Below are 24,873 nucleotides of genomic sequence, written 5' to 3' on the forward strand. Positions count from 1 at the left end.
TCGCCTTGTGGGCAGATCATTGATGTGGTCGGTCATCGTCGGGTCGGTCTCAGTGCATGGTCGGGATGACGAAGCTCGCCCCGTCGCGCACACCGTGCGCCGGCCAGCGGCTCGTCACCGTCTTGGTCTTCGTGTAGAAGCGGAACGCGTCGGCGCCGTGCTGGTTGAGGTCGCCGAAGCCGCTGCGCTTCCAGCCGCCGAACGTGAAGTACGCGATCGGAACGGGGATCGGCACGTTCACGCCGACCATCCCGACGTTCACTCGAGCGGTGAAGTCGCGGGCGGCGTCTCCGTCGCGTGTGAAGATCGCGACGCCGTTGCCGAACTCGTGATCGGATGCCATGGCGAGCGCCTCTTCGTAGTCGGCGGCGCGGGCGATCACGAGCACGGGTCCGAAGATCTCCTCGCGATAGATCGACATGTCGGTGGTGACGTGGTCGAACAGAGTGGGCCCGAGGTAGAAGCCGCTCTCGTGTCCGTCCACGTTGAGCCCCCGCCCGTCGGCGAGCAGCGTCGCGCCGGCATCGATGCCCTGCTGGATGTAGCCCTCCACGCGCTCCACCGCGGAGAGCGCCACGAGCGGGCCGTAGTCGACGTCCTCGGCGAGTGCCGGCCCGACGCGCAGCTGACCCACGCGTTCCGTGAGCTTCGCGGCGAGAGCGTCGGCCGTCTCTTGGCCGACGGGAACGGCGACCGAGATCGCCATGCAGCGCTCCCCCGCCGAACCGTAGCCGGAGCCCATCAGCGCATCAACGACCTGATCGAGATCGGCATCCGGCATCACGATCATGTGGTTCTTGGCCCCGCCGAAGCACTGCGCCCGCTTGCCGTGGGCGGTCGCCGTCGAGTAGATGTACTCGGCGATCGGCGTCGAGCCCACGAACCCCACGGCCTGGATGCGCGGATCCGTCAGCAGAGTGTCGACGGCCTCCTTGTCGCCGTGGACGACGTTGAAGATGCCGGCGGGCAGTCCCGCCTCGAGGAACAGCTCTGCGAGACGCACCGGCACCGACGGGTCGCGCTCGCTGGGCTTGAGGACGAAGGCGTTGCCGGCGGCGATGGCCGGGCCGGCCTTCCACAGCGGGATCATCGCGGGGAAGTTGAACGGGGTGATCCCGGCCACGACGCCGAGGGGCTGACGCATCGAGTAGACGTCGATGCCAGTGCCCGCCTCGGTGGAGTACTCGCCCTTGAGCAGGTGCGGTGCGCCGGCGGCGAACTCGATCACTTCGAGACCGCGCTGGATGTCGCCCTTGGCGTCATCCAGCGTCTTGCCGTGCTCACTGGAGAGCAGCGTCGCGAGCTCGGTCATGTTCTTCTGCACGAGATCGAGGAAGCGCAGCAGCACTCGTGCCCGCTTCTGCGGGTTGGTCGCCGCCCACGCCGGCTGCGCGGCCTCGGCGTCGTCGATCACACGACGCACTTCTTCTGCCGACGCCAGCGGCACATGCGCCTGCACGGTGCCCTCGCTGGGGTCGTAGACGTCACCGAAGCGTCCGTCCTTGGGCGTGAGAAGCGATCCGCCTACGAAATGGGGGATGGTACGAGTCATTATGCGATGTCCCTTCGCGCCGTCGTTGGCACGATGAACAGATTACTCTGGTCTCCGTATATTTACTAGGGCATCCAAGTATTCCTCCTCAAGCCTCTGCGGAAGGGCCGGCCATGTCGACGTCGCACGTTCGATGCCCGTTCACCATCCGGTCACCTTCGACACGTACAACTGCAGGTGCGCGGAAGAACTCAGACCGGAACGGGTAGTCAGGACTTTCCGCGCGACGGTGAGCAGAGCTCCCGAGACCCCCGCCGAATCGGGTCGGCGGGGGTCTTCTCCGTCCGGGCCCGGCCGCTCGGCGACGTCGCCCAGCGGCTCGAAGCAAACACGAAACAAAGCCCGCATACACTCGGATCCGCCACAAGCACGCTTCATCTCCGAGGGGCCCACCATGTCCAGCGTTCCGATCACCGTCTCCATCCGCCGCGAGGTGGACCCCGCACGCATCTCCGAGGCGACCGCCTGGGTGCAGACCGGCGTCAATCTCGCGAACAAGCACCCGGGTTTCCTGGGCTCCGGGTGGGTGCGCGCCGGCGAGGATTCGCAGCTCTGGCACATGCTCTACCGGTTCGCGAGTGTCGAGACGCTCGAGGCGTGGGAGCAGTCCCCCGAGCGCACCTGGTGGCTCTCGATGGGCGAGGGATTCGTGCGCAGCGAGCATTCGCGCAGACGCACAGGGATCGAGGGCTGGTTCGACGAACCGGCGACCGGTTCGATCCGCGTTCCGGATGCCGTCGCCGCCGACGATGCACCGCCCGCACCGCCGCGGTGGAAGCAGGCGGTGACGATCTGGCTCGGCTTCTTCCCCGTCAACCTGCTCTTCAGCCTCGCGATGACGCCGGTGCCCGGCTGGGGCGAACTGCCGCTCTGGCTGCGGGTGCTCGCGACGACGCTCGTGCTCACGCCGATCATGACCTACTGGGTGCTCCCTTGGGTCACCCGCGCCCTGCGGGGATGGCTCGCGCGCTGAGCCTTCAGAGCCCCTCGACCGCGGCGCGCAGCGCGCGCTCGACGATCGCGACGCCCTCATCGAGACGACCAGGCCGACGCACCAGGTGCAAGGTGTTGATCGGCGGGTCGTCGGTCTCGCGCAGTACGACGAGCCGCCCTTGCGCCAGTTCTTCTGCGATCAAGTACGTCGGCAGCACCGTCACTCCCGCCCCGGCGCTCGCAGCCGTGGCCAGAGCGCGGAGGTCGGGCGCGATCAACTGAGGTTCGCGCTCCAGACGGACGCCGAACACGTGCCGCCAGTAGCGCCGCAGGATCGGGACGTCACGCGCGTAGGAGAGCAGCGGCCGGGCATCGATGTCCGAGGGACGCAGGCCCGCGGAGGGTTCGATCCCCAGGGACGGCGATGCGACGAGGACGAACTCCTCATCGCACAGCACAGCCGTCGGAAGTGCACGGCCGCGCGGCCGCACCGCCGAGATCACCACGTCGAGGCTGCCGACCCTGAGCTGCTCCAGCAGGTCCTCGGCGAGACCGTGGGTCGCTTCAAGACGGAGTCCGTCGGCGATCGCCGGCGCGAGGGCGGGGAGGGCGACCCGGGCGAGGAACTCCGCCGCTCCACCCAGGCGCACTCGTGGAGCCTCGACGGCCGGCTGCGCGCCCAGGGCCTCCGCCAGTGCATCGAGCGGGCCGGAGAGACGGGTGGCGAGTTCGTCGGCACTGGCGGTCGGGCGGATGCCGCGGGCGTGACGCACGAACAGCGGTTCTCCGATGCTGCGCTCCAGGGACTGCAGCTGCGCGGTGACGGACGACTGTGCGAGACCGAGCATCCGTGCGGCTGCCGAGACCGAACTCGAACGGTAGGCCGCAAGAAACACCCGCCATCGGTCGAGGCTCTGCAATCCATCGGAATTTCGATCGCTCATATCGAGAATCTATCGGAATCACCCATCTGCAACGACCGTTGTCATCGGTGTCCGCAACCCACGGCGTAGCCGTCAGACCCTTTGGAGTCCACATGTCCACCGTCCTCTTCGTCGTCACCGGCGCTCGCACCTGGACCCTTTCCGACGGCACGGCGCACGCCACCGGCTTCTGGGCGGAAGAGCTGCTCACGCCGTACGCCCTGCTCACCGAAGCCGGCCACGACATCGCCTTCGCGACACCCGGCGGCGTCGTGCCGATCGCCGACGCAGGCAGCCTCGCCGAAGGGGATGCTGAGGCGATCGCGCGCATCACCGCGCTCCGGACGCCTCTCGTGCTCGCCGACGTGGATCCCCTCGCGTTCGACGCGGTGTACTACCCCGGCGGCCACGGACCGATGCAGGACCTCGCCGTGGACGCCGACTCCGCTCGTCTGATCACCGCCACCGTCGCGGCCGGGCGTCCCCTCGCTGCAGTGTGCCACGGACTCGCGGCGTTGCTGCCGGCGCGCACCTCCACGGGCACGCCCATCCTGGCCGGGCGCCGGATCACCGGCTTCTCGGATGAGGAGGAGCGCATCGGCGGGCTGGCCGACCGAGCACCGTTCCTGCTCGAGACGTCGCTGCGCGAGCTCGACGCTGACGTCGAGGTGGCGGCGCCGTGGAGCGATCACACGGTCGTGGACGGGCTGCTGATCACCGGGCAGAACCCGCAGTCATCGGCATCCGTCGCTGCGGCTCTGGTGACGGCGCTGGGCTGACTCACGAACCGCTCGAACCGCGCAAGTGCGGCATCTCGCTGGATGCCGCACTTGTGCTTCGGGGTCGGGGTCAGTCCCAGGTGACGGTCGGGGTCTCCTGGGCGAAGTCGACCGACGGCGTGTCCATGTAGCCGCCGAACCAGACCTCGAACTCCGAGGTCTGGCCGTCCTTCGTGCCCTGGAGCGTCATCTCCACATCGGGGGTGTCGTACGTCGAGACCAGAGTGGGCGTGGAGTAGTCGACCTCCGGCACCATGCTGTCGAGCGTCGCCATGCCGTCGCTCGTGATCGTCCTGGTCACCGAGCCGTCGACCGGTGTGTAGCCGCTGAGGTCGATCTCGGTGATGTCCATGCCGCAGGGCGTCGTGAGCGTCTTCATCGCCACGCATTCCTCGATGGCCGCACGCACGAGCGATCGGAACGTCGCTGCGCCGTCATCGGTGAGCACCGGGTAGATGTCCCAGAACAGCTCGCTGTCGTCGTCCGTCGTCAGCGTGAACGTGTCGGTGTCGGAATCGAGCGCGAACTGCTCGTAGCCGAGCGCCAGCTGGTAGGCACCGGGGAAGAGCGAGGTCGACGGGTCAGCGGGCTCGACCCCGTTCACCGTCAGCCCGAGACCGTCGAAGTTCGACAGCGTCGCCATGACCAGGCCGTCGCTGATCACCCATCCGTCGTCGGACGAGCTGTACGCGGTGAATTCGCGTTCGATCGTCTCGCCTCCGACGGCGAAGGACGCCGAGACCGTCGCCTCGTACTCGCTGGCATCCTCTGACTCCTCCACGACGATGTCGGTGATCGGGGCGAGTTCCAGCGATGCACTGAGCACCTCGTCAGTGAGCAGACTGTCATCCGCGTACGTCTCGACGAACGTGAGCGCCGTCTCGGCGTCGCCTTCCGACAACGCCGTCAGGTACTCCTCGACTGCTTCGGATGCCGTCGGGGCGGCCCCGCGCAGCAGACCGGGCACGATGATCGCTGCGGCGACCAGCAGCACGAGCACCGCCGCTCCACCGATGATGCCGAACAGCAGCCCCTTCGACATGGGCTTGCGCGGCGCGGCCGGCGCGACCGGATATGCGCTGGTGGGGTATCCGCCGGCGGTATACGCCTGTGGTGCGTTCGGGTCGTGCACGGGAGCGTTCCCCGGGTACACCGGCGCGTTCGGGTCGTACACCGGAGCGTTCCCCGGGTACACCGGCGCGTTCGGGTCGTACACCGGCGCCGCATGGGGCTCGGGGATCGCCTCCGGGGCGGTGGAATGACCCGCCCCAGGGAGCTCGTGCCCACCGGCAGCGGGCGCGGGTTCGGGCGTCGGCGCGGGCGCAGGCGCGGGCTCCGGCATCGGTGCGGGTGCAGGCGCGGGTTCGGGCATCGGCGCAGGCACGGCTCCCGCATCCGGTGCTCCCGCATCCGTCGAGCCCGCATCCGAAGAGAACGTTCCGTCGAAGCCGTGCTGACCCGCGGCCGTGTCGCTCACCGACTCCGGCACGTTCGTCGGGGTGGGCGGGAAGTTCTCCGGAGTGTCATTCGTCACGGCTCCCATCGTATTGCCAACGCGACGGGCCTCCCGTGGGCAGAAATGCCCATGGGAGGTGCGTGATCAGATCGCGCGGAAGTGCCAGGATGCGGCGGCTTCGGTGCCCGCATCCAGCACGATCAGGTCGACGGTCGAGTTGAAGGCGTCCGGTGGGCACGTCATCGGCTCGACGGCCAGACCGATCCGGCTGTTCGCCGCATCCGTCGGAAGGTCGGCGGTGTGCACCTGCACCCACGGGCAGCTCTCGTCCCAGCGCAGTGCGACGCCGCGTCCGTCCGCCGCCACGACGCGCACCTCGGCGAATCCGTCGGTGCGGTCGAGTTCGGTGAAGGCGTGATCGATGAACACGTCGCCGATCACGCGCGGGGTGCGGAAGTCCCATTCCGGATGCGCGTCGACCGCGTCCACCGCGATCGGGCTCAGCCGATCGGCAGTGACGGTGAGCACCTCGGATGCCGGGAGCTCGAGAGTCCAGTCATCGACCCGTCCTTCGCCACCGACCAGATACGGATGCGGGCCGGTACCCCAGGGCGCCGCATCCGTCCCGAGGTTGCGCGCGGTGACGGTCTGATTCAGACCGTCTGAATCGAGACGGAACTCCACGGCGACCTCGACGCGGAACGGATACCCGAGCTGAGGTTCGATCACGGCTTCCAGCACGACGCGGTCGTCTTCCACCGCGCGGTCGGCGAACTCGGTCCACGCCAGCAGTCCATGCAGCGCGTGGCCGCGGGCGGGCTCGGTGAGCGCGAGCTGGTGCGCCTGGCCGCCGAACGAGTAGCTCCCGTCGACGACGCGATTCGGCCACGGCGCGAGCGTCGCTCCCCGGTACGCGGGGCGCACCTCATCGGCGTCGAACGGCACGATGAGGTCGCGGCCGTCGTGCTGCAGCATCCGCAGCGTCGCGCCGACACTGGCGATGACCGCCTCGTAGCCGTGGGCGGAGATCCGCAGCTGACGACCGGATGCGGGGAGGGAAGCGCTCATGTCCTCGACGATAGCGGGCCGGTTCACAGGCCCTGCGCCAGGCGGTAGTAGGCCTGGTTCCAGCGCACCTGCTTCTGGAACTCGGGCAGCGTGGTGTCGTCGTCGATCACGAGCAGTTCGACCTCCGCCATCTCGGCGAAGTCGCGGAACGCCTCGAGCCCGACGGCTGTCGACATGACCGTGTGGTGCGCGGCACCCGCGGTCAGCCAGGCGGCGGCGCTGGTGTTGAAGTCGGGTGCGGGCTTCCAGACGGCACGGCCGACGGGGAGGTTCGGGAGAGCGGCGCGCGGCTCGACGTTCTCGACCACGTTCGCGGTGAGGCGGAAGCGGTCGCGCATGTCGCTCATCGCCACGACGACGGCGGGGCCGGGGTCTGCGGTGAAGACCAGGCGCACCGGGTCGTCCTTGCCGCCGATGCCGAGCGGGTGGATCTCGAGCGTGGGCTTCGCGGTGGTCAGCGACGGCGACACCTCGAGCATGTGCGCGCCGAGGATGAGCTCGTCGCCGGGGGTCATGTCGTAGGTGTAGTCCTCCATGAGGCTGGCACCGCCGGGGAGTCCTGCACCCATCACGTTCGCGATGCGCACGAGCACTGCCGTCTTCCAGTCGCCCTCCGCGCCGAAGCCGTACCCCTCGGCCATGAGCCGCTGCACGGCGAGACCCGGCAGCTGCTTCAGGTCGCCGAGGTCTTCGAACGACGTGGTGAAGGCGCCGAACCCGCCCTCTTCCAGGAACGACCGCAGCCCGATCTCGATCGCTGCTCCGTCGCGCAGCGACTGGTGCCGCTCGCCACCCTTGCGCAGCTCAGGCACGACCTCGTAGAGCTCCTCGTACTCGGCGACGAGCGCGTCGATGGCCGACGAGGATGCCGCGGCGACAGCATCCGCCAAGTCGTTCACGCCCCAGGTGTTGACCTGCACGCCGAAGCGCAGCTCGGCCTCGGTCTTGTCGCCCTCGGTGACGGCGACGAAGCGCATGTTGTCGCCGAAGCGCGCGAGCTTGAGGCTGCGCGATGCCGCGAGGCCTGCCGCGGCGCGCTGCCAGGTGCCGAGCTCCCTCTGCACGCGCGGGTCGCTCGCGTGGCCGACGACGGTCTTGCGCGGCACGCGGAGGCGCGTCTGGATGTACCCGAACTCGCGGTCGCCGTGGGCGGCCTGGTTGAGGTTCATGAAGTCGAAGTCGATGTCGGCCCACGGCAGCTCGACGTTCGCCTGCGTGTGCAGGTGCGCCAGCGGCTTCTGCAGGGCATCGAGGCCCGCGATCCACATCTTGGCGGGGCTGAAGGTGTGCATCCACGCGACGAGTCCGATGACGCGGTCGTCGGCGTTGGCCTCGAGCGCGATGCGCTTGATCGCGGCGGAGTCGGTCAGCACCGGCTTCCATACGATGCGGACGGGAACGTCGGATGCGGCATCCAGCGTCTCGGCGATCCCGCGCGACTGCTCGGCGACCTGCGCGAGCGTCTCAGGACCGTACAGGTGCTGACTTCCGGTGAGGAACCAGACCTCGTAGGCGTCGAGGGAGGTGGTCAATGACATGGCGTGTCCTTTGAGATCAGAGGGAGTCGACAGCGGCCGACTCGATGGCGAGCCCGGCGCGATAGCGGGCGAGGTAGGTGGAGAACCCGACGGCATCCGAAGAGTCGGGGGCGACAGCGGAGAGGGACGCCGCGGCGAACACCCGCTCGTCGAGGTAGGCGCCCAGAGTCACGTCATCGGCGTGCGCGAGATACGACGCCAGTACGGCGATGCCCCACGCGCCTCCCTCGGAAGCGAGTTCCCCGACCGCGACCGGCGCACCGAGAGCACCGGCGAGGAAGCGCTGCGCGACGCCTGCGGTGCGGAACATGCCACCGTGCGCGAACATGCGGTCGATGACCACGCCCTCCGCCTCGAGCACCTGCATGCCCAGCGCCAGCGTGCCGAACACGCCGTACACCTGCGCGCGCATGAAGTTCGCGAGCGAGAAGTCGCTGTCGGGCGTGCGCACGAACAGCGGCCGGCCCTGATCGAGACCCGCGATCGGCTCGCCGGCGAGATGGTTGTACGCCAGCAGGCCACCGGCATCCGCTTCGCCCTCGAGCGCTTCACGCAGCAGCGCATCGAAGACCGCGTCTTCGTCGAGGGGCTGCCCTGCGGCTGCCGAGAAGCGCGTGAACAGCCCAGCCCAGGCAGCGAGTTCGCTCGCGCCGTTGTTGCAGTGCACCATGGCGACGGCATCACCGGCCGGGGTCGTCACGAGGTCGAGTTCGTGGTGCACGCTCGTGAGCGGTCGCTCGAGCACGACCATCGCGAAGATGCTCGTGCCGGCCGACACGTTGCCGGTGCGCTGAGCCACCGAATTGGTCGCGACCATGCCTGTTCCCGCATCGCCCTCCGGCGGGCAGAGCGGGATGCCGGGGCGCAGAGCGCCCGTCGGATCCAGCAGTGCCGCCCCCGCTGCGGTCAGAGTGCCGGCCGGGGCACCCGCGGGCAGCACTCGGGGGAACAGCTCGCCGAGGGGTGCGGGCAGACGGTCGGCGGCGAGGACGGCGTAGGCGTCCAGCATCCCCGCGTCGTAGTCGCAGGTGGCCGAATCGATCGGGAACATGCCGGACGCGTCGCCGACGCCGAGCACCCGCTCGCCCGTGAGCGCGCTGTGCACGTAGCCGGCGAGCGTCGTGACGAAGTCGAGCTGCGGCACGTGCGGCTCCTCATCGATCACCGCCTGGTGCAGGTGCGCGATCGACCAGCGCAGCGGGATGTTCACGCCGAGCAGCCCGGTGAGCTCGGCGGCCGCGACACCGGTGTTGGTGTTGCGCCAGGTGCGAAACGGCACGAGAAGCTCGCCCGCAGCATCGAAGGCGAGATAGCCGTGCATCATCGCCGAGATGCCGATGGCGCCGAAGGTCTCGGGTCGTACGCCGTGCTGCGTCTCGGCATCGGCGATGAGGTCGGCGAATGCTGCCTGCAGCCCCTGCCAGACCTCGTCCAGCGCGTAGGTCCAGAGCCCTCCCTCGAGGCGGTTCTCCCACGCGAACGATCCTGTCGCGAGCACCTCGGTGGCTTCGCTTCCGATCAGGCACGCCTTGATGCGGGTGGAACCGAGTTCGATGCCGAGGCTGGTGCGTCCCTCGAGAATGTCGTCACGGGCACTCATCGCCGGGTGTCTCCGCTCTGGCCGTACACGTTCTGGTAGCGGTCGTAGAGACTGTCGATCGCGTCCTGCGGGATCGGGATCAGCGGGCCCGCCTCGCGGGCATAGTGCACGGTGCGGGCGACGTCCTCCACCATGACCGCGGCCTTCACGGCATCCTTGGCGTTCACGCCGACCGTGAAGGGCCCGTGGTTCTGCATCAGCACGGCGCGCGAGCGGTGACCGCTGAGCGTCTCCACGACGCCGCGGCCGATCGAATCGTCGCCGATGATCGCGAAGGGGCCGACCGGGATCGGGCCGCCGAACTCGTCGGCCATCGCGGTGATGACGCAGGGGATCTCCTCGCCGCGCGCTGCCCAGGCGACCGCGAACGTCGAGTGCGTGTGCACCACGCCGCCGACGTCGGGCATGTGCCGGTACACGTAGGCGTGAGCGGCGGTGTCGCTGGAAGGCGCTCGTTCGCTGCCCTCGCTGCCGGGGACCGCGACGCCGTCGAGGTCGCACAGGATCATGTTCTCGGGCGCGAGGTCGTCGTAGCTCACGCCGGACGGCTTGATCACGAACAGATCGGCGCCGGGAACCCGGCCGGAGACGTTGCCGCCGGTCCACACGACGAGTCCGCCTCGGACGAGCTCGCCATGCAGTGCGGCGACGTCGGTTCGGACGGCGGCGATGGAGGCTTCGACCTCGGGGGTGAATGCGGGTGCGTCGTTGCTCACGGGTTCCTCGTTGATCAGGGCTGTGACCGGTCACAGTCAGCCTAAGCAGTTTCAGAGGTGGTCGTCAAGGTCAGCCGACCCGCAGGCAGATGAGCGTGGATATCCGACGAAACGGCCGGCGGCGGGTCGACTATGCCGGCGGCGGTGCGACGGACTCGCGTGCGATCAGGACGGGAGCGACGGGCGCGAGGTCGGATGCCGCGGCATCGGTGCTTCCGATGAGGGTGGCGACCGCTCGACGGGCGAGCTCCTCGAAATCCTGCCGCACGGTCGTGAGTCGTGGCCAGTAGTAGGCCGCGTCGGGAACGTCATCGAAGCCGACGACACTGATCTCGGCCGGCACGGCGACCCCCGCCTCGTGCAGGCCACCGAGAAGCCCCAGAGCCATCTGATCGTTCGCCGCGAACACCGCAGTGGAACGTGAAGTCAGCACGGCACGCGCGGCCTCGTAACCGGAGCGCGCGGTCCAATCCCCCGCCACCACCAGGGCCGGCTCGAGCGCACGATGGGCCAGCTCCGCCGCATACCCCTCGGCCCTGGACTCGGCCTCCAGCCAGTCGGCAGGACCGGCGAGGTGCGCGATGCGTCGGTGTCCGGCATCCGCCAGCGCTGCGACGGCCAGACGCGCACCGGCTGCCTGGTCGACCGAGAGCCCCCGCGTCCCACGACCGGCGGAGTGCAGTGTGAGCACCGGCACACCGACGGGCAGGGTGTCGAGGGCGTGGAGGGTGCGAGCGTGCGGGGCGACGACGACGATGCCTTCCACACCCTGCGTGACGAGGTGCTCGAGCGCAGAGACGACCGACTCGTCGTCGCCCGCGTCGGCGAACGCTGCGCTCACCCAGTACCCCGCCGCACGGGCCGCGTTCTCGATCGCCGCGATGCTGCGGGACGGCCCGTACTGCAGCGCATCGGAGGCCAGCACCCCGAGCGTGCGCGAGCGGCGGGTGCCGAGTGCCCTGGCTGCGTTGTTCAGTCGGTACCCGAGCTCGACCATCGCCTGTTCGACGCGCGCCTTCGTGTCTGCGGCGACATCGGGATGATCGTTGAGCACCCGCGAGACGGTCTGCCTGGAGACCCCGGCGAGCGCGGCGACGTCACGGACGCCGACAGCGCGCACCCGCGCCTGGGAGCTGCTCGACTCGGTCACGCGGACGAGTGTACGGCGTGCGCAGCGGGCGGATGCTTCGCGCTCCACTCCATCCGAAGGGATTACATCGTGGTAATCCAGGAGAACGCGAGCGTCGCGACTAAGCTTGCGGCATGACATCGCCGGCGCCGCCCCCTGCGACGATGAAGGACGTCGCCGCTCTCGCCGGCGTCTCGCAGAAGACGGTGTCCAACGTCGTGACAGGCGCGGTGCCCGTCCGCGAAGAGACCAGGACCCGCGTCGAGGCCGCGATGCAGAAGCTCGACTTCGTCCCCAACCTCAACGCCAGAGGGCTGCGCAGCGGACGCTCGGGCACCATCGCCCTCGCCCTTCCCGATCTCGCCACCGCGTACTCGGCCGAGCTGCTGCATCGGATCGTCGATGCCGCCCACGGCCGGGGGCTCGCCGTGCAGATCGAGGAGACCGCCGCGACGCCGGAGCGCGAGCGAGAACTGCTCGCACGCGCCCGCTCGCATCTGATCGACGGCCTGATCCTCAACCCGATCCGCCTCGAGGACAGCGTCATCCGCTATGCGGACCGACTGCCGCCCCTGGTCGTGATCGGTGAGGTGGAGCAGAACCGGGCCGATCATGTGCGCATCGACAGCCGGCTCGCCGCCGCGGATGCCACTCGCCACTTGCTCTCGCGCGGCGCCGAGCGGATCGCGGTGATCGGCGGCGACGATGACGCATCGTTCGCGACCGCCACCAGTCGGCTTCGCCTGGAAGGTGTGCACGATGCCCTCCGGGAGGTCGGGATCCCCCGCGATCCGCGTCTGGAGGTCAATCGCCTGCCGTGGTCCATGGCATCCGGTGCCGATGGCGCGCGCGAGCTGCTGGCCCGCGATGTCGCGTTCGACGCCGTCGTGGCGTTCACGGATTCACTGGCCGTCGGCGCACTGCACGCCCTCCATGAGCACGGCATCCGCGTGCCGGAGGACGTGATGATGACCGGCTTCGACGACGTGGAGATCTCGGAGTTCACCTCGCCCTCCCTCACGACTGTCGCCTTCGATCGCGGCGCGTTCGCGGATGCCGTTCTCGATCTGCTCGAGTCGAGGATGATCGATCGATCGGCCGCGCCGCGATCGCGCACGCTCGCGCACCGCGTCGTCGAACGCGCGAGCACCGCACGGCCATCGCCAGCCGACCGCGGCTGAGCGGGCGGCGCCACCGATCTTCGGCGTGTCCTTGCATCCTGATTACTGCGATGTAATCATGTAGACGCCAACCCCCGGTCACGAAGGAGTGACGATGACACCCCCGCTCGATCTGTCCCGCCGACAATTCCTCACCGCCAGTTCGCTGGCCGCCGGCGCAGCCCTGCTCGCAGGGTGCGCTCCCGGTTCCGCGATCGGCGACAGCACTCAGACCCTGCAGTTCTGGCATCTTCTGAGCGGCGGTGACGGCGTCACGATGTCGTCCCTGCTCGACGGAGTCAACGGCGCGCAGGACGCGTATCGCATCCGCCCGACCGTGCTCGCCTGGGGAACGCCGTACTACACGAAGCTCGCCATGGCGGGTGCCGGTGGGCGCGCTCCGGACGTCGCGATCATGCACGCCACCCGCGTCAACGGATGGGCGCCGGGCGGCCTCCTCGACGATTGGGATCTCGATCGACTCGCGGATCTCGGTGTCGACAAGAGCACCTTCCCCGCCCCGATCTGGGAGAAGGGTTTCGTCGGAGACAGGCTCTTCAGCGTCGCGCTCGATGCCCATCCGTTCGTCATGATGTTCAACACCGATGTCTGCGATGCGGCGGGAGTGCTCGACACCGACGGTCGCCTACGGGAGACGAGCTCTCCCGAGGAGTTCGTCGACCAGCTCCGCGCTGTCAGCGGCTCAGCCGAAGGGCACGCGCTGTCGTACGGGTACCTCGGTGACGGCGCCCAGATGTGGCGACTGTTCTACGGCCTCTACGCGCAGCACGGTCTCGCCATGGAGCTCCCCCTCGGCGGCAAGGCCGTGATCGACAAGGATGCCGCTGTCGAGTCGCTCACCTTCATGCAATCCCTGCTCGACGGCGAGATCGCCGCGGCCCAGAACGACTACGGATCGGCGATCGCCGAGTTCGCCACCGGCAAGAGCGGCATGCTCTTCACCGGCGTCTGGGAGCTGCGCACGATGCAGAACGCGGGCATCCCGTTCGACGCCGCGATGATCCCGACCCTCTACGGCACCCCGGCCGTGTACGCCGACTCCCACTCGTTCGTCCTCCCCCACCAGGCGAACGCCGACGAGGCCAAGCGCGAGCTGACCTACCAGTTCGTGGCCGATGTGCTGAAGGGCTCGTTCGGCTGGGCCGAAGCAGGGCACATCCCGGCATTCCTGCCGGTCACCGAATCCCCGGAGTACGCCGAACTGATCCCCCAGGCGAACTACGCCGAGGCCGCGGAGCACGTCGTCTACGACCCGTCGGCGTGGTTCACCGGATCGGGCTCCAGCGTGCAGGAGGACTTCGGCGCCGCTGTGCAGGGCGTGCTGCTCAGCGGCGACGACCCTGCCGCGGCGATAGACCGCTTCGAGGCGCGCGTGAACACCATACTCACTCAACCGAATCCGGCCGACCCCGAAGGGACGTGGAAGCCATGACGACCTCTGCCACCGCATCCGGCGCCGCCACCCGTACGATCGTCACCGGCTCCGCCGCATCCGCCGTCCCTGCCCGCCGCGCGGGCAGCCGCAATCGTGAGCAGCTCATCAGCTGGGCGTTCCTCGCCCCGTTCCTCATCGCATTCGCGCTGTTCCTCGTGTGGCCGATCGTGCACGGCATCTACCTCAGCTTCACCGACCAGTCCCTGACCGGAGCCGGTGGGTCGTTCGTCGGCTTCGCCAACTACGGCGAGGCACTGACGGATCCCGTGATGTGGCAGTCGATGTGGAACACCGTGTGGTTCACGCTGCTCTCCACAGTGCCGCTCGTCGTGATCGCGCTGCTCATGGCGGCGCTCGTCGACCGGGGCCTGCCCGGCCAGTGGCTCTGGCGACTGTCGTTCTTCATGCCGTACCTGCTGGCATCCACCGTGATCTCGCAGATCTGGGTGTGGATCTTCAACCCGCAGATCGGTGCGGCGAACAACATCCTCGAAGCCCTCGGACTCGAGCCGCTCGCCTGGCTGCAGAATCCGGACACGAACATGCTGTCGATCGTGATCGCGACGGTGTGGTGGACGGTCGGATTCAACTTCCTGCTCTACCTCGCGGCCATGCAGAACATCCCGCCGCAGCAGTACGAGGCGGCGTCGCTCGACGGTGCGGGGCCCTGGCGTCAGTTCTGGTCGATCACGTTGCCGCAGCTGGGACCGGCCACCGTGCTCATCCTCATCCTGCAGATCCTCGCCTCGCTGAAGCTGTTCGATCAGGCCTATCAGATGCTCGGCGGCGTCGCGAGCGACACCACCCGCTCGATCGTGCAGTACATCTACGAAGCCGGCTTCGTGAACTACCGGTTCGGGTACTCGGCCGCCATCTCGTACGTGTTCTTCGCCCTCATCGTCATCATCGGCGTCGCGCAGGCCCTGGTCTCGCGTCGCCGGAAGGAGCTGTGATGTCCACCGCCACTCTCTCTCACACCCAGGCGATCACCGCACCCGGCGCGCGTCGCCGCCGTCGTCCGCATCTGCCCGGCCAGAAGCCGTTCGGACTGCTGCGCGTCACCGCATTCGTGGTGCTCGCCCTGCTCGCCATCGGCTGGCTGCTGCCGTTCCTCTGGGCGATCGCCACGGCGTTCAAGACCGAGACGGATGCCGCTTCCGGCGACCCTTCGTGGATCGGTGCGACCGGTCCCACCGTCGAGGCCTTCACCGCGATCCTCTCGCAGGGCAACGTCTACACCTGGGCGTTCAACAGCCTGTGGACCTCGGCAGCGATCACGCTCATCACACTGGCGATCTCGGCACTCGCGGCCTACGCGTTCTCGCGGATGGACTTCACCGGACGCAAGTGGATGTTCGTCGTCGTGATCGCGTCGATCATCGTGCCGCCCCAGGTGCTGATCATCCCGCTGTTCTACCAGATGCTGACCTTCAACATGATCGACACGCATTGGGGCCTCATCCTGCCGCAGGTGGTCGCGCCGGCGATGGTGTTCATCCTGAAGCGGTTCTTCGACGCGATCCCCATCGAGCTCGAGGACGCCGCACGCGTCGACGGCGCGAGCAGGTTCCGAATCTTCTGGTCGATCGTCCTCCCGCTGTCGCGTCCGATCCTCGCGTCGGTGGCGATCTTCGTGTTCATCGGAGCGTGGAACAACTTCCTGTGGCCTTTCCTGGTCATCAACGACACCACCCTGATGACGCTGCCGGTGGGTCTTCAGACCGTGATCAGCGCCTACGGCGTGCAGTACGCGCAGGTCATGGCGCAGGCGGTGCTCGCCGCCCTCCCGCTCATCATCGTGTTCATCATCTTCCAGAAGCAGATCGTCAAGGGAGTCGCGACCAGCGGCTTCGGCGGTCAGTAGTCCGTCACCACCCGGCATCCAGCCAGAAACAAGGAGAGCAATGTCCCACGCCCGTATCACCATCGACCGCGACTACACGATCGCCGACGTGCCGCGCAGGCTCTTCGGCTCGTTCGTCGAGCACATGGGCCGCTGCGTGTACACCGGCATCTACGAGCCGGGCCATCCGATGGCCGACGAGCGCGGCTTCCGCAAGGACGTGCTCTCGCTCGTCAAGGAGATGGGCCCGACGGTCATCCGCTACCCCGGTGGCAACTTCGTCTCCGGCTACCTGTGGGAGGACGGCGTCGGACCTGCGGCCGACCGCCCGACGCGCATCGACGGCGCCTGGCACACGATCGAGACCAACGCGTTCGGCCTGCACGAGTTCGTGGACTGGGCGCGCGACGCCGACGTCGAGATCATGGAGGCCATCAACCTGGGCACGCGCGGCGTCGAGGAGGCGCGTGCTCTCGTGGAGTACGCCAACCACCCCGGCGGCACGTACTGGTCGGACCTGCGCCGCAAGAACGGCGCGGCCGATCCGTTCGACATCAAGCTGTGGTGCCTGGGCAACGAGCTCGACGGCCCGTGGCAGATCGGGCACAAGACGGCCGCGGAGTACGGGCGTCTCGCGCAGGAGACCGCGAAGGCGATGAAGCTCGTCGATGACTCGATCGAGCTCGTAGCGGTCGGGTCGTCGAACAGGCAGATGCCGACGTTCGGTACGTGGGAGCACACCGTGCTCACGCACGCCTACGACGAGGTCGACTACATCTCGATGCACGCGTACTACCAGGAGCACGACGGCGACGCCGAGTCGTTCCTCGCCGAGGCCGTCGAGATGGATGCCTTCATCGAGGGCGTGGTCGCGACGATCGACGCTGTGAAGGCCGCGGGCAAGCACACGAAGCAGGTCGACATCTCGTTCGACGAGTGGAACGTCTGGTACCAGTCGGGACTCGACACCGAGGACCAGCCGCATCAGGTGTCGAAGTCGTGGCGCACGCACCCCCGCCTGATCGAGGACACCTACTCCGTGACGGATGCCGTCGTCGTGGGAACCTTCCTCAACAGCCTGCTGCGCCACGGCGACCGCGTGCGTATCGCCAACCAGGCGCAGCTGGTCAACGTCATCGCGCCGATCCGATCCGAGGAGGGCGGGGCAGCCTGGCGGCAGTCGACGTTCTGGCCCTTCGAGCGGATGGCGCGCCTCGCCACCGGGCAGATCCTTCGCCTTGCGGTCTCGTCGTCGCAGATCAGCACGAAGCGCTACGGAGACGTCGACGCGGTCGACGCCGCGGCGACCTGGGACGAGGAGACAGGGCGACTGGTCGTCTTCGTGGCGAACCGCTCACTGGAGGAGTCGAACGACCTCACCATCGATCTGCGCGGGCTCGGCGATCTTCGCGTCACGAACGCCGAGACATTGACCGTCCCTGAGGCCGGGGATCGCCACACGGCGAACCTCGAGACCAGCCCTGATACCGTGCGCATGGTGCCGCTGACCGCCGCTGAGGTCGTCGACGGCGCGGTCCGCGCGACACTGCCTCCGCTGTCGTGGTCGGTGATCGAACTGAGCTGAGGCGATCCCCTGTTCGAGTCGCGCGGATATGCCTCCGCAGCGGATGCCGCGCTCTGCGCGACTCGAACGGCCTCTTCCGCGTCAGCGACGGGCAGCACTCGCCCGGACGACGAGCTGCGGGATCTGCATCGTGCTCGCCACCGGCGAGCCCTCGTCCGTGAGCTGCGCGAGCACGGCGGCCATCGCCTCCTGGCCGAGCGCGGTGAAGTCCTGCCGCACCGTCGTCAGCGGCGGGGTGAAGTGGGCGGAATCGGGCACGTCGTCGAAACCGACGACGCTGACGTCCTCCGGCACACGGACACCGGCATCCTGAAGCGCATGCAGGAAGCCGAGCGCCATCTGGTCGTTGCCTACGAAGACCGCTTCGGGAGTGCGGACGGCCAGCAGTTCGCGGCCGATGCGATGACCGGACTCGGACGACCAGTCGCCGCGCAGCGGATCTTCGACGGGCAGACCGGCGGCGACCAGCGCGTCCTTCCACCCGCGCAGCCGCTCCTCGGCATCCATCGACCCGGCCGGTCCAGCGAGATGCACGATGTCCTGATGGCCGAGCTCCTGCAGGTGCGCCACGGCGCGACGCGCGCCGCCGTACTGGTCGAGGCTCACACGCACTCCGCGCCCTCGCGCCTCCGAGGCGATGGAGATGAGCGGGACTCCGAGCTCCCAGCCGTCGAACGCGTCGAGGACGCCGCGTTCGGCCGCCAGCAGCACGATCGCCTCCACGCTCTGCCTGATCAGCATCTCGGCGGATGAGCGCAGCGTGGAGCCCTCGATGTCGGCCGGATTCGTGGAGATCACCGCGTAGCCGGCTGCCCGCGCGGACTGGTTGAAGCTCAGCACGATGCTGGACGGACCGAAATCGGGCAGGCCCGTCGCCACGAGGCCGATCGTGCGCGAGCGTCGCGTGACCAGCGCCCGCGCCGCCTGCGAGGGCACGTAGTGCAGCTGACGGATCGCCTGCTCGACGCGCTCCCTGGTGCTAGCGCGCACATTGGGCAGATTGTTCAGCACCCGCGAGACGGTCTGGTGCGAGACTCCGGCCAGACGCGCGACATCGAAGATCGTTGTCGCGCTGTGCGACTGATCGTCGTTCGGACTCACCGGCCCCGCCTGCTCCCTCTGGCGTCCTCGGACGCGCTCCGTACCCCCATTATCGTGTCGGGAGCCCTGCACTCCGTGCCGTCACGTCTTGCGCCTGGTGAGCACGCGCTGCAATCCGATGAATGCGAGCAGCAGCGCGCCGATGAAGATCTTCGTCCACCACGATGACAGCGTGCCCTCGAACGTGATGATCGTCTGGATGATCCCCAGCACGAGCACACCCAGCACGGACCCCAGCACGAAGCCGTATCCGCCGGCGAGGAGCGTGCCTCCGATCACGACCGCGGCGATCGCGTCGAGCTCTGTGCCGATCGCCGTGAGCGGGTAGCCGGAGAGCGTGTAGAAGGAGAACAGGATGCCGGCCAGCCCCGAGCAGAGGCCGCTCACGGCGTACACGAGCACCTTGGTGCGGGCCACGGGGAGACCCATCAGCTGCGCACTGTGCTCGCCGCCGCCGATCGCGTACACCGTGCGACCGAAACGCGTCCGGTGCAGCGTCCACACCGCGACCGCCACGATCACCAGCGCGATCACCACGCTCCACGTGATCGACATGCCGCCGCCGAGAGGGATGCGCGACACGGCGAGCGCGATGAACGACTCGTCGGAGATCGAGATGGAGCTCTGGCTGATGACGTAGCAGAGGCCGCGGGCGAGGAACATCGCGGCGAGCGTCGCGATGAACGGCTGCACCTTGAAGTGGTGCACCATCAATCCCACCAGCAACCCCAGCACGGTCGTCGCGACGATGATGACGGGGATGACGATGACCGCGGGCACACCGCTCTGCAGCAGGCTCGCGACCATCATCGTCGACAGTGCCACCACCGCGCCGACCGAGAGATCGATGCCACCGGTGAGGATGACGAAGGTCATTCCGACGGCCAGGACGATCAGATAGGCGTTGTCCACGAACAGGTTGAGGATCACCTGACCCGCGAAGAATCCCGGATAGCGGATCCCGCCGGCGACGAACACCACGACGAACAGGATCGCGGTCACGAGCACGGGCCCGTACTTCGGGCTGGTGAACGCGGAGCGCGTGCGTTGCAGCATCCGCTGGGCATGCGTGGGGGCGGGTGCCTTGATCAGCGTGCTCATACCGACACCGCCTCCTTGCCTGCTCGCAGCGCGAGTCTTCGTCGGAACGCCGCGAGCGTCTCATTCGTCGTCGGCGACTGCAGCAGGCACACGAGCGTGACGACCACCGCTTTGAAGACCATGGTGATGATCGGCGGGATGCCCACGGTGTAGACCGTCGTGACGAGCGTCTGGATGACCAGAGCGCCGACCACGGTGCCGACCAGCGAATACCGACCACCGGCGAGCGAGGTGCCGCCGATGACGACCGCGAGGATGGCGTCGAGCTCTATGAAGAGGGCGACGTTGTTCGCGTCGGCCGCCATCGTGTTCGCCGTGAGGATGAGTCCGCCCACCGCGGCGCACAGTGCCGCGAAGATGTAGACGAGGAACAGCAGCCCTCGCGCGCGCACGCCAGCCTGGCGCGAGGCCTCGGGGTTGATGCCGACCGCTTCGATCAGCATCCCGAGCGCGGTGCGCCTGGTGAACAGGACCGCGATGAGGAAGACTCCCGCGGCCAGGTAGATCGCGACCGGCACGCCCCAGACGAAGCCCGCACCCAGCACCTTGAAGGGCGCGCTGTTGACGGTGAGGATCTGCCCCTCTGTGATGAGCATCGCCGCCCCGCGGCCGGCGGTCATCAGGATCAGCGTCGCGATGATCGGCTGTATCCCCACCACCGCGACGAGGAATCCGTTCCAGGTGCCGAGTACGAGCGCGATCAGGACCGCGGTGAGGATCGCGATGGCGACGGTGCCGGGATCCGCGGGGTCGGGGGCGCCGAGCAGGATGCTGCAGGCGACGGAGCCGGCGATCGCGGCGACGGCGCCGACGGAGAGGTCGATGCCCCTGGTCGCGATGACGAGCGTCATCCCGATCGCCACGATCATCATCGGTGCGCCGTTGCGCAGGATGTCGATCAGGCTGCCGTAGAGATTGCCGTCGCGGACGGTGATCGAGAAGAAGCCGGGGAACGCGATCACGTTGATCAGGAACAGGACGGCGAGCATCACCAGGGGCCAGAACAGGCGGCTCGAGACGATGCGGGCCAGCAGTGCACTCATGCGGTCTCTCCGAGTTCCTCGTCGGCATCGCCCTCGGCGATGAGCGCGAGCAGGTTGTCGATGGTCAGGTCGTCGTTGTCCAGATCGGCGACCTTGCGCCTGTCGCGCATCACGACGATCCGATGGCTGAGCCGCAGAACCTCCTCGAGCTCTGCGCTGATGAAGATCACGCTCATGCCGTTCTCGGCGAGGCTGATCACGAGCTTCTGGATCTCGGCCTTCGCTCCGATGTCGATGCCGCGGGTGGGTTCGTCGAGGATCAGCAGCCGTGGGGCGACGGCGAGCCATCGACCGAGCAGCACCTTCTGCTGGTTGCCGCCGGACAGATTGCGCACGATGGCGTCGGGGTTGGCCGGGCGGATGTGCAGCGCTTCGATGTAGCTCTGCGCGAGCTCGTCCTGACGCGTGCGCGGAATGGGCCGGAACCAGCCGCGATCGGCCTGGAGCGCGAGGATGATGTTGTCGCGGACCGTGAGCTCGTCGACGATCCCCTCGGCACGACGGTTCTCGCTGGAGTATGCGATGCGCCGCGACAGCGCATGGCGTGGAGTTCTCAGCCGGATGCCGTCGCCGAGGATCTCGAGCGTGCCGGTGTCCGCCCTGTCGATGCCGCCGAGCAGCCGCGCGACCTCCGTGCGGCCGGAGCCGAGCAGGCCGGCGAAGCCGACCACCTCGCCTTCGCCGATGCGCACGTCGACGGACGAGACCGAGCCCTTCCTCCCGATGCCGGTGGCACGAAGGAACGGCACGGACTCCGGTGTGCTCTGATCGTTCTCGCGCACGCGCTGCTCGAGATCCTCGAGCGTGCCGATCTCCTTGCCGATCATCTTCTCCACCAGCTCGATGCGCAGGATCTCCGGTGTCAGATGCTCGCCGACGAGACGCCCGTTGCGCAGCACGGTGAGCCGATCCGCGATCTCGTAGACCTGGTCGAGGAAGTGCGAGACGAACAGGATGGCGACGCCGTCGTCTCGAAGGTTGCGGATGATGCGGAAGAGCTCGGCCACCTCGTCGGCGTCGAGACTCGAGGTCGGCTCGTCGAGGATGAGCACCTTCGCGTTGATGTGGATCGCGCGAGCTATCGAGATGAGCTGTTGGATCGCCAGCGAGTGGCTGCCGAGCATCGATTCCGGGTCGACATCCAGGCCGAGCGTGTCGAGGACGACGCGGCTCTGCGCCCGCATCGCCCTGTAATCGATGGATCCCCATCGGCGGGGCTCCCGCCCCAGCATGATGTTCTCGGCGACGGAGAGGTTGGGGAGGAGATTCACCTCCTGATAGACGGTGCTGATGCCGGCTTCCTGAGCCTGCGCCGTGCTGCGGAACGAGACCGGCGCGCCGTCGAAGACGATGCTGCCCGAGTCGATCTGGTACACGCCGGTGAGCGCCTTGATCAGAGTGGACTTGCCCGCGCCGTTCTCCCCCATCAGCGAATGCACCTCACCGGGGAACATCCGGAACGACACCTCGTCGAGCGCCTTGATACCGGGAAAGGAGATCGACGCGTCGCGGATCTCGATGATCGGGTCGGGGTGTGCTGCGGGTGCGGCGGGCCTGCTCAGCTCAGTCATCCTGCTTCTCCATCGAAGGGGTGATACCGGGAGCGGACTCGCATCCGCTCCCGGTGGGGTCGCGCTCAGTACTTGCGGTCGGGCAGGGCCTCGATGGCCTGCTCCTTGGTGAAGGTGGTCTCCTCCGTGACGATACGCGGCTCGACGGTCCCGCCGTCGTTCAGCGTCTTCACGATGTCGACCAGCTGCTGACCGAGCAGGGGCGAGCACTCGACGATGAAGTTGATCTTGCCGTCGGCGAGCGCCTGCATGCCGTCCTTGACGGCATCGACCGTGATGATCTTGATGTCGACGCCCGGCACGAGACCGGCGGCCTCGATCGCCTCGATGGCACCGAGACCCATGTCATCGTTGTGAGCGTAGACGAGGTCGATGTCCGGGTTGGACTTGAGCAGCGCCTCCATGACCTGCAGGCCGCCGGCACGGGTGAAGTCGCCGGTCTGGCTCGCGACGATCTCGAACTTGTCGTCCTCACCGATCACGTTCGCGAATCCTTCGGCGCGATCGATCGCAGGTGCAGCGCCGGTCGTGCCCTCGAGCTGGACGATCTTGACGGAATCCGCGTCAGCGAACTCCTCGACCGCCCATTCGCCGGCCTTCTCGCCCTCCTCGACGAAGTCCGAGCCGAGGAACGAGACGTACAGCGACTCGTCCTTCGAGTCGACCGCGCGGTCGGTGAGGATGACGGGGATGCCTGCCGCCTTGGCCTCGTTGAGCACCGCATCCCAACCTGTCTCGACCACAGGGGAGAACGCGATGTAGTCGACGCCCTGCTGGATGTACGACCGGATCGCCTTGATCTGGTTCTCCTGCTTCTGCTGGGCGTCCGAGAACTTCAGTTCGATGCCGGCGTCTTCGAACGCCGCCTGGATGTCCTTCGTGTTCGCGGTGCGCCATCCGGACTCCGCCCCGACCTGAGCGAAACCGACGACCAGCTCGTCGAGCGCCTTGGCTTCTCCGGCGCCGCCGGCGTCGCCTCCACCGGAGTCGCCTCCGGACGCACAGCCGGCGAGACCGAGCAGCAGCACGCCGGCCGCTGCGATCGAAATGAGCTTCTTCATGGGTGAACCTCCTTGTTCGTCCGGTAGCTGCTGCGGCTGGTGCTCCGCGGTGCATTCGGGCGGCCACCGTGGCCGCAATCGAAATGTTAGCGCTCACTGTTAGCGCTCACAAGAGCGTGATCACGGCCTCTGCGCAACGAAACGGTAACGGCCCCACGGCGCAGACGAAGGGCGCACTCATCCGCTCGCAGCGGACGAGTGCGCCCTCGGTCGAACGCTGATCAGGCGATCGTGGCGAGGATGGCCTCGGAGAGCCACCGGCCGAATCGGCGCAGCTCCGGCTGCTGATCCGCGTCCGCGGAGCCTGCAGCGCGGGCGAGTTCCGCATCCGGGGCCGGCTGATCGTTGATGATCGCGACCAGTTCGAGATAGCGTCCCTCGGTTGCGCGGTACCCCTCGTGCTGGAGCGCCTCCGAAGTGATCTCGTCCACTCGGCTGTAGACGTTCGCCAACCGCTTTCGCAGGTCGTCGTCGGAGGCGACGCCCCCAGCCGCCGCACTCTGCTCGACCAACTGGTCGGCGAGCAGAACCACCCGTGGATCATCGGACGCGAGGCCCGCTCCGTGAGCCGCGCCGAGCTTCGGCATCAGGTCGCCACCTGCGGAGCTGATGAATTCCTGCACGGCCGGTGCCGACATCCTCCTGCCGACTTCGGTCGCGTACGTCTCACGCAGATACGCGCGCGTCTCCTCCCGGAACTTCTCGTCTCTCAGCAGCTCCGACAGGCTGATCCATGCATCGAGCTGCTCAGCAGTGGGATCGTCGGCAAGACGGGGATGCGCGTCGCGGATCTTCTCGACCGCGGCATCCGGCAGGTCGGACGAGACGCTCTCCAGGAAGTCGTCGACCAATCGCTGACGCTCGGTGTCGGACATCGCGACGAGACGCTGCAGAAGCTTCGCGCGTTCCGCGGTGCTGTCCTGGCGCACGAGCGCGCGCAGGACGGCTCTCTTCGCCTGGAGCTCTTTCGCACGTCCTTCCACGACGTCGAGATGTTCGGCGAGGAGATCGCGCAACGAGACGACACCGGTGAGGACGCGACGGATCTGCTCGAGGCCGGTGTCGAGATCGCGCAGCGTGCGGATGAACTCGAAGCGGGCGATCGCGTCCAGATCGTAGAGCCGATGCCCGCCGTCGGTCTCGTCAGTGGGTTCGACGAGGCCTTCGTCGGAGTAGTAGCGGATGGCGCTGACGCTCAAGCCGGTGCGGCGTGCGACATCACCGATGAGGTGGAGGGAGTGTTGTGTGTCGTTCATGT

21 protein-coding genes are annotated in these 24,873 nt (G+C 67.9%); 7 read left to right on the top strand and 14 right to left on the bottom strand.

The features are described from left to right. Positions 1–49: 49 nt before the first annotated feature. Entirely contained in the window at positions 50–1,552 is a 1,503-nt protein-coding gene (locus ACYVG2_RS11190) for a CoA-acylating methylmalonate-semialdehyde dehydrogenase (protein ID WP_460781039.1), read from the bottom strand. Between the two features lie 394 nt (positions 1,553–1,946). Between ACYVG2_RS11190 and ACYVG2_RS11195 the strand changes: the two genes are divergently transcribed. Further along, on the top strand, positions 1,947–2,525 hold the full coding sequence (locus ACYVG2_RS11195) for an antibiotic biosynthesis monooxygenase (protein ID WP_460781040.1): 579 nt from the start codon (positions 1,947–1,949) through the stop codon (positions 2,523–2,525). A gap of 4 nt (positions 2,526–2,529) precedes the next feature. Here ACYVG2_RS11195 and ACYVG2_RS11200 read toward each other — a convergent pair whose 3' ends face one another. Next, the gene (locus ACYVG2_RS11200; protein ID WP_460781041.1) at positions 2,530–3,429 is read right to left on the bottom strand and encodes a LysR family transcriptional regulator; all 900 of its coding nucleotides are present in this window, start codon (positions 3,427–3,429) and stop codon (positions 2,530–2,532) included. A 92-nt stretch (positions 3,430–3,521) separates the two neighbouring features. Here ACYVG2_RS11200 and ACYVG2_RS11205 point away from each other — a divergent pair, with 92 nt between their 5' ends. Then, a complete protein-coding gene (locus ACYVG2_RS11205) occupies positions 3,522–4,187 on the top strand; it encodes a type 1 glutamine amidotransferase domain-containing protein (RefSeq protein WP_460781042.1) in 666 nt (221 codons plus the stop codon). Between the two features lie 70 nt (positions 4,188–4,257). Here ACYVG2_RS11205 and ACYVG2_RS11210 read toward each other — a convergent pair whose 3' ends face one another. From ACYVG2_RS11210 to ACYVG2_RS11235, 6 genes are all read right to left on the bottom strand, one after another. Continuing rightward, on the bottom strand, positions 4,258–5,721 hold the full coding sequence (locus tag ACYVG2_RS11210) for a hypothetical protein (RefSeq protein ID WP_460781043.1): 1,464 nt from the start codon (positions 5,719–5,721) through the stop codon (positions 4,258–4,260). 66 nt (positions 5,722–5,787) lie between these two features. Next, positions 5,788–6,711 (bottom strand): aldose 1-epimerase family protein, encoded by a 924-nt coding sequence (locus ACYVG2_RS11215; protein WP_460781044.1) that lies wholly within the window; start codon positions 6,709–6,711, stop codon positions 5,788–5,790. A gap of 23 nt (positions 6,712–6,734) precedes the next feature. Then, positions 6,735–8,249 (bottom strand): L-arabinose isomerase, encoded by a 1,515-nt coding sequence (gene araA, locus ACYVG2_RS11220; RefSeq protein ID WP_460781045.1) that lies wholly within the window; start codon positions 8,247–8,249, stop codon positions 6,735–6,737. A gap of 16 nt (positions 8,250–8,265) precedes the next feature. Continuing rightward, a complete protein-coding gene (locus tag ACYVG2_RS11225; protein ID WP_460781046.1) occupies positions 8,266–9,849 on the bottom strand; it encodes a xylulokinase in 1,584 nt (527 codons plus the stop codon). Then, positions 9,846–10,565 (bottom strand): L-ribulose-5-phosphate 4-epimerase, encoded by a 720-nt coding sequence (locus tag ACYVG2_RS11230; RefSeq protein WP_460781047.1) that lies wholly within the window; start codon positions 10,563–10,565, stop codon positions 9,846–9,848. The genes ACYVG2_RS11225 and ACYVG2_RS11230 overlap by 4 nt, the downstream gene beginning before the upstream one ends. Before the next feature lie 130 nt (positions 10,566–10,695). Further along, positions 10,696–11,715, bottom strand: coding sequence for a LacI family DNA-binding transcriptional regulator (locus ACYVG2_RS11235; RefSeq protein WP_460781048.1), 1,020 nt, complete (start codon positions 11,713–11,715; stop codon positions 10,696–10,698). Between the two features lie 113 nt (positions 11,716–11,828). Here ACYVG2_RS11235 and ACYVG2_RS11240 point away from each other — a divergent pair, with 113 nt between their 5' ends. From ACYVG2_RS11240 to arfA, 5 genes are all read left to right on the top strand, one after another. Beyond that, a complete protein-coding gene (locus ACYVG2_RS11240; protein ID WP_460781049.1) occupies positions 11,829–12,875 on the top strand; it encodes a LacI family DNA-binding transcriptional regulator in 1,047 nt (348 codons plus the stop codon). Positions 12,876–12,969: 94 nt separating this feature from the next. Beyond that, complete coding sequence (locus ACYVG2_RS11245; RefSeq protein WP_460781050.1) at positions 12,970–14,307, top strand: extracellular solute-binding protein; 1,338 nt, start codon at positions 12,970–12,972, stop codon at positions 14,305–14,307. Further along, a complete protein-coding gene (locus ACYVG2_RS11250; protein WP_460781051.1) occupies positions 14,304–15,263 on the top strand; it encodes a carbohydrate ABC transporter permease in 960 nt (319 codons plus the stop codon). Before ACYVG2_RS11245 ends, ACYVG2_RS11250 begins: the two co-directional genes overlap by 4 nt. Further along, on the top strand, positions 15,263–16,174 hold the full coding sequence (locus ACYVG2_RS11255) for a carbohydrate ABC transporter permease (RefSeq protein WP_460781052.1): 912 nt from the start codon (positions 15,263–15,265) through the stop codon (positions 16,172–16,174). Before ACYVG2_RS11250 ends, ACYVG2_RS11255 begins: the two co-directional genes overlap by 1 nt. A 40-nt stretch (positions 16,175–16,214) precedes the next feature. Next, on the top strand, positions 16,215–17,738 hold the full coding sequence (gene arfA / locus ACYVG2_RS11260; protein ID WP_460781053.1) for an arabinosylfuranosidase ArfA: 1,524 nt from the start codon (positions 16,215–16,217) through the stop codon (positions 17,736–17,738). A gap of 81 nt (positions 17,739–17,819) precedes the next feature. Here the strand turns inward: arfA and ACYVG2_RS11265 are convergent, their stop codons facing one another. The 6 genes from ACYVG2_RS11265 to ACYVG2_RS11290 all read right to left on the bottom strand — a co-directional run bounded on the left by ACYVG2_RS11265 (position 17,820) and on the right by ACYVG2_RS11290 (position 24,871). Then, the gene (locus ACYVG2_RS11265; RefSeq protein WP_460781054.1) at positions 17,820–18,839 is read right to left on the bottom strand and encodes a LacI family DNA-binding transcriptional regulator; all 1,020 of its coding nucleotides are present in this window, start codon (positions 18,837–18,839) and stop codon (positions 17,820–17,822) included. Positions 18,840–18,920: 81 nt separating this feature from the next. Continuing rightward, positions 18,921–19,940 carry a galactofuranose ABC transporter, permease protein YjfF gene (yjfF, locus tag ACYVG2_RS11270; protein WP_460781055.1) on the bottom strand — a complete coding sequence of 340 codons (1,020 nt, stop codon included), beginning with the start codon at positions 19,938–19,940 and terminating at the stop codon, positions 18,921–18,923. Continuing rightward, entirely contained in the window at positions 19,937–20,983 is a 1,047-nt protein-coding gene (locus tag ACYVG2_RS11275) for an ABC transporter permease (protein ID WP_460781056.1), read from the bottom strand. The genes yjfF and ACYVG2_RS11275 overlap by 4 nt, the downstream gene beginning before the upstream one ends. Beyond that, on the bottom strand, positions 20,980–22,554 hold the full coding sequence (locus ACYVG2_RS11280) for a sugar ABC transporter ATP-binding protein (protein WP_460781057.1): 1,575 nt from the start codon (positions 22,552–22,554) through the stop codon (positions 20,980–20,982). The genes ACYVG2_RS11275 and ACYVG2_RS11280 overlap by 4 nt, the downstream gene beginning before the upstream one ends. Positions 22,555–22,619: 65 nt before the next feature. Next, entirely contained in the window at positions 22,620–23,615 is a 996-nt protein-coding gene (locus tag ACYVG2_RS11285) for an ABC transporter substrate-binding protein (protein ID WP_448964414.1), read from the bottom strand. 221 nt (positions 23,616–23,836) lie between these two features. Next, complete coding sequence (locus ACYVG2_RS11290; protein ID WP_460781058.1) at positions 23,837–24,871, bottom strand: helix-turn-helix domain-containing protein; 1,035 nt, start codon at positions 24,869–24,871, stop codon at positions 23,837–23,839. Positions 24,872–24,873: the final 2 nt, after the last annotated feature.

The sequence above is a fragment of the Microbacterium shaanxiense genome, assembly GCF_054779995.1.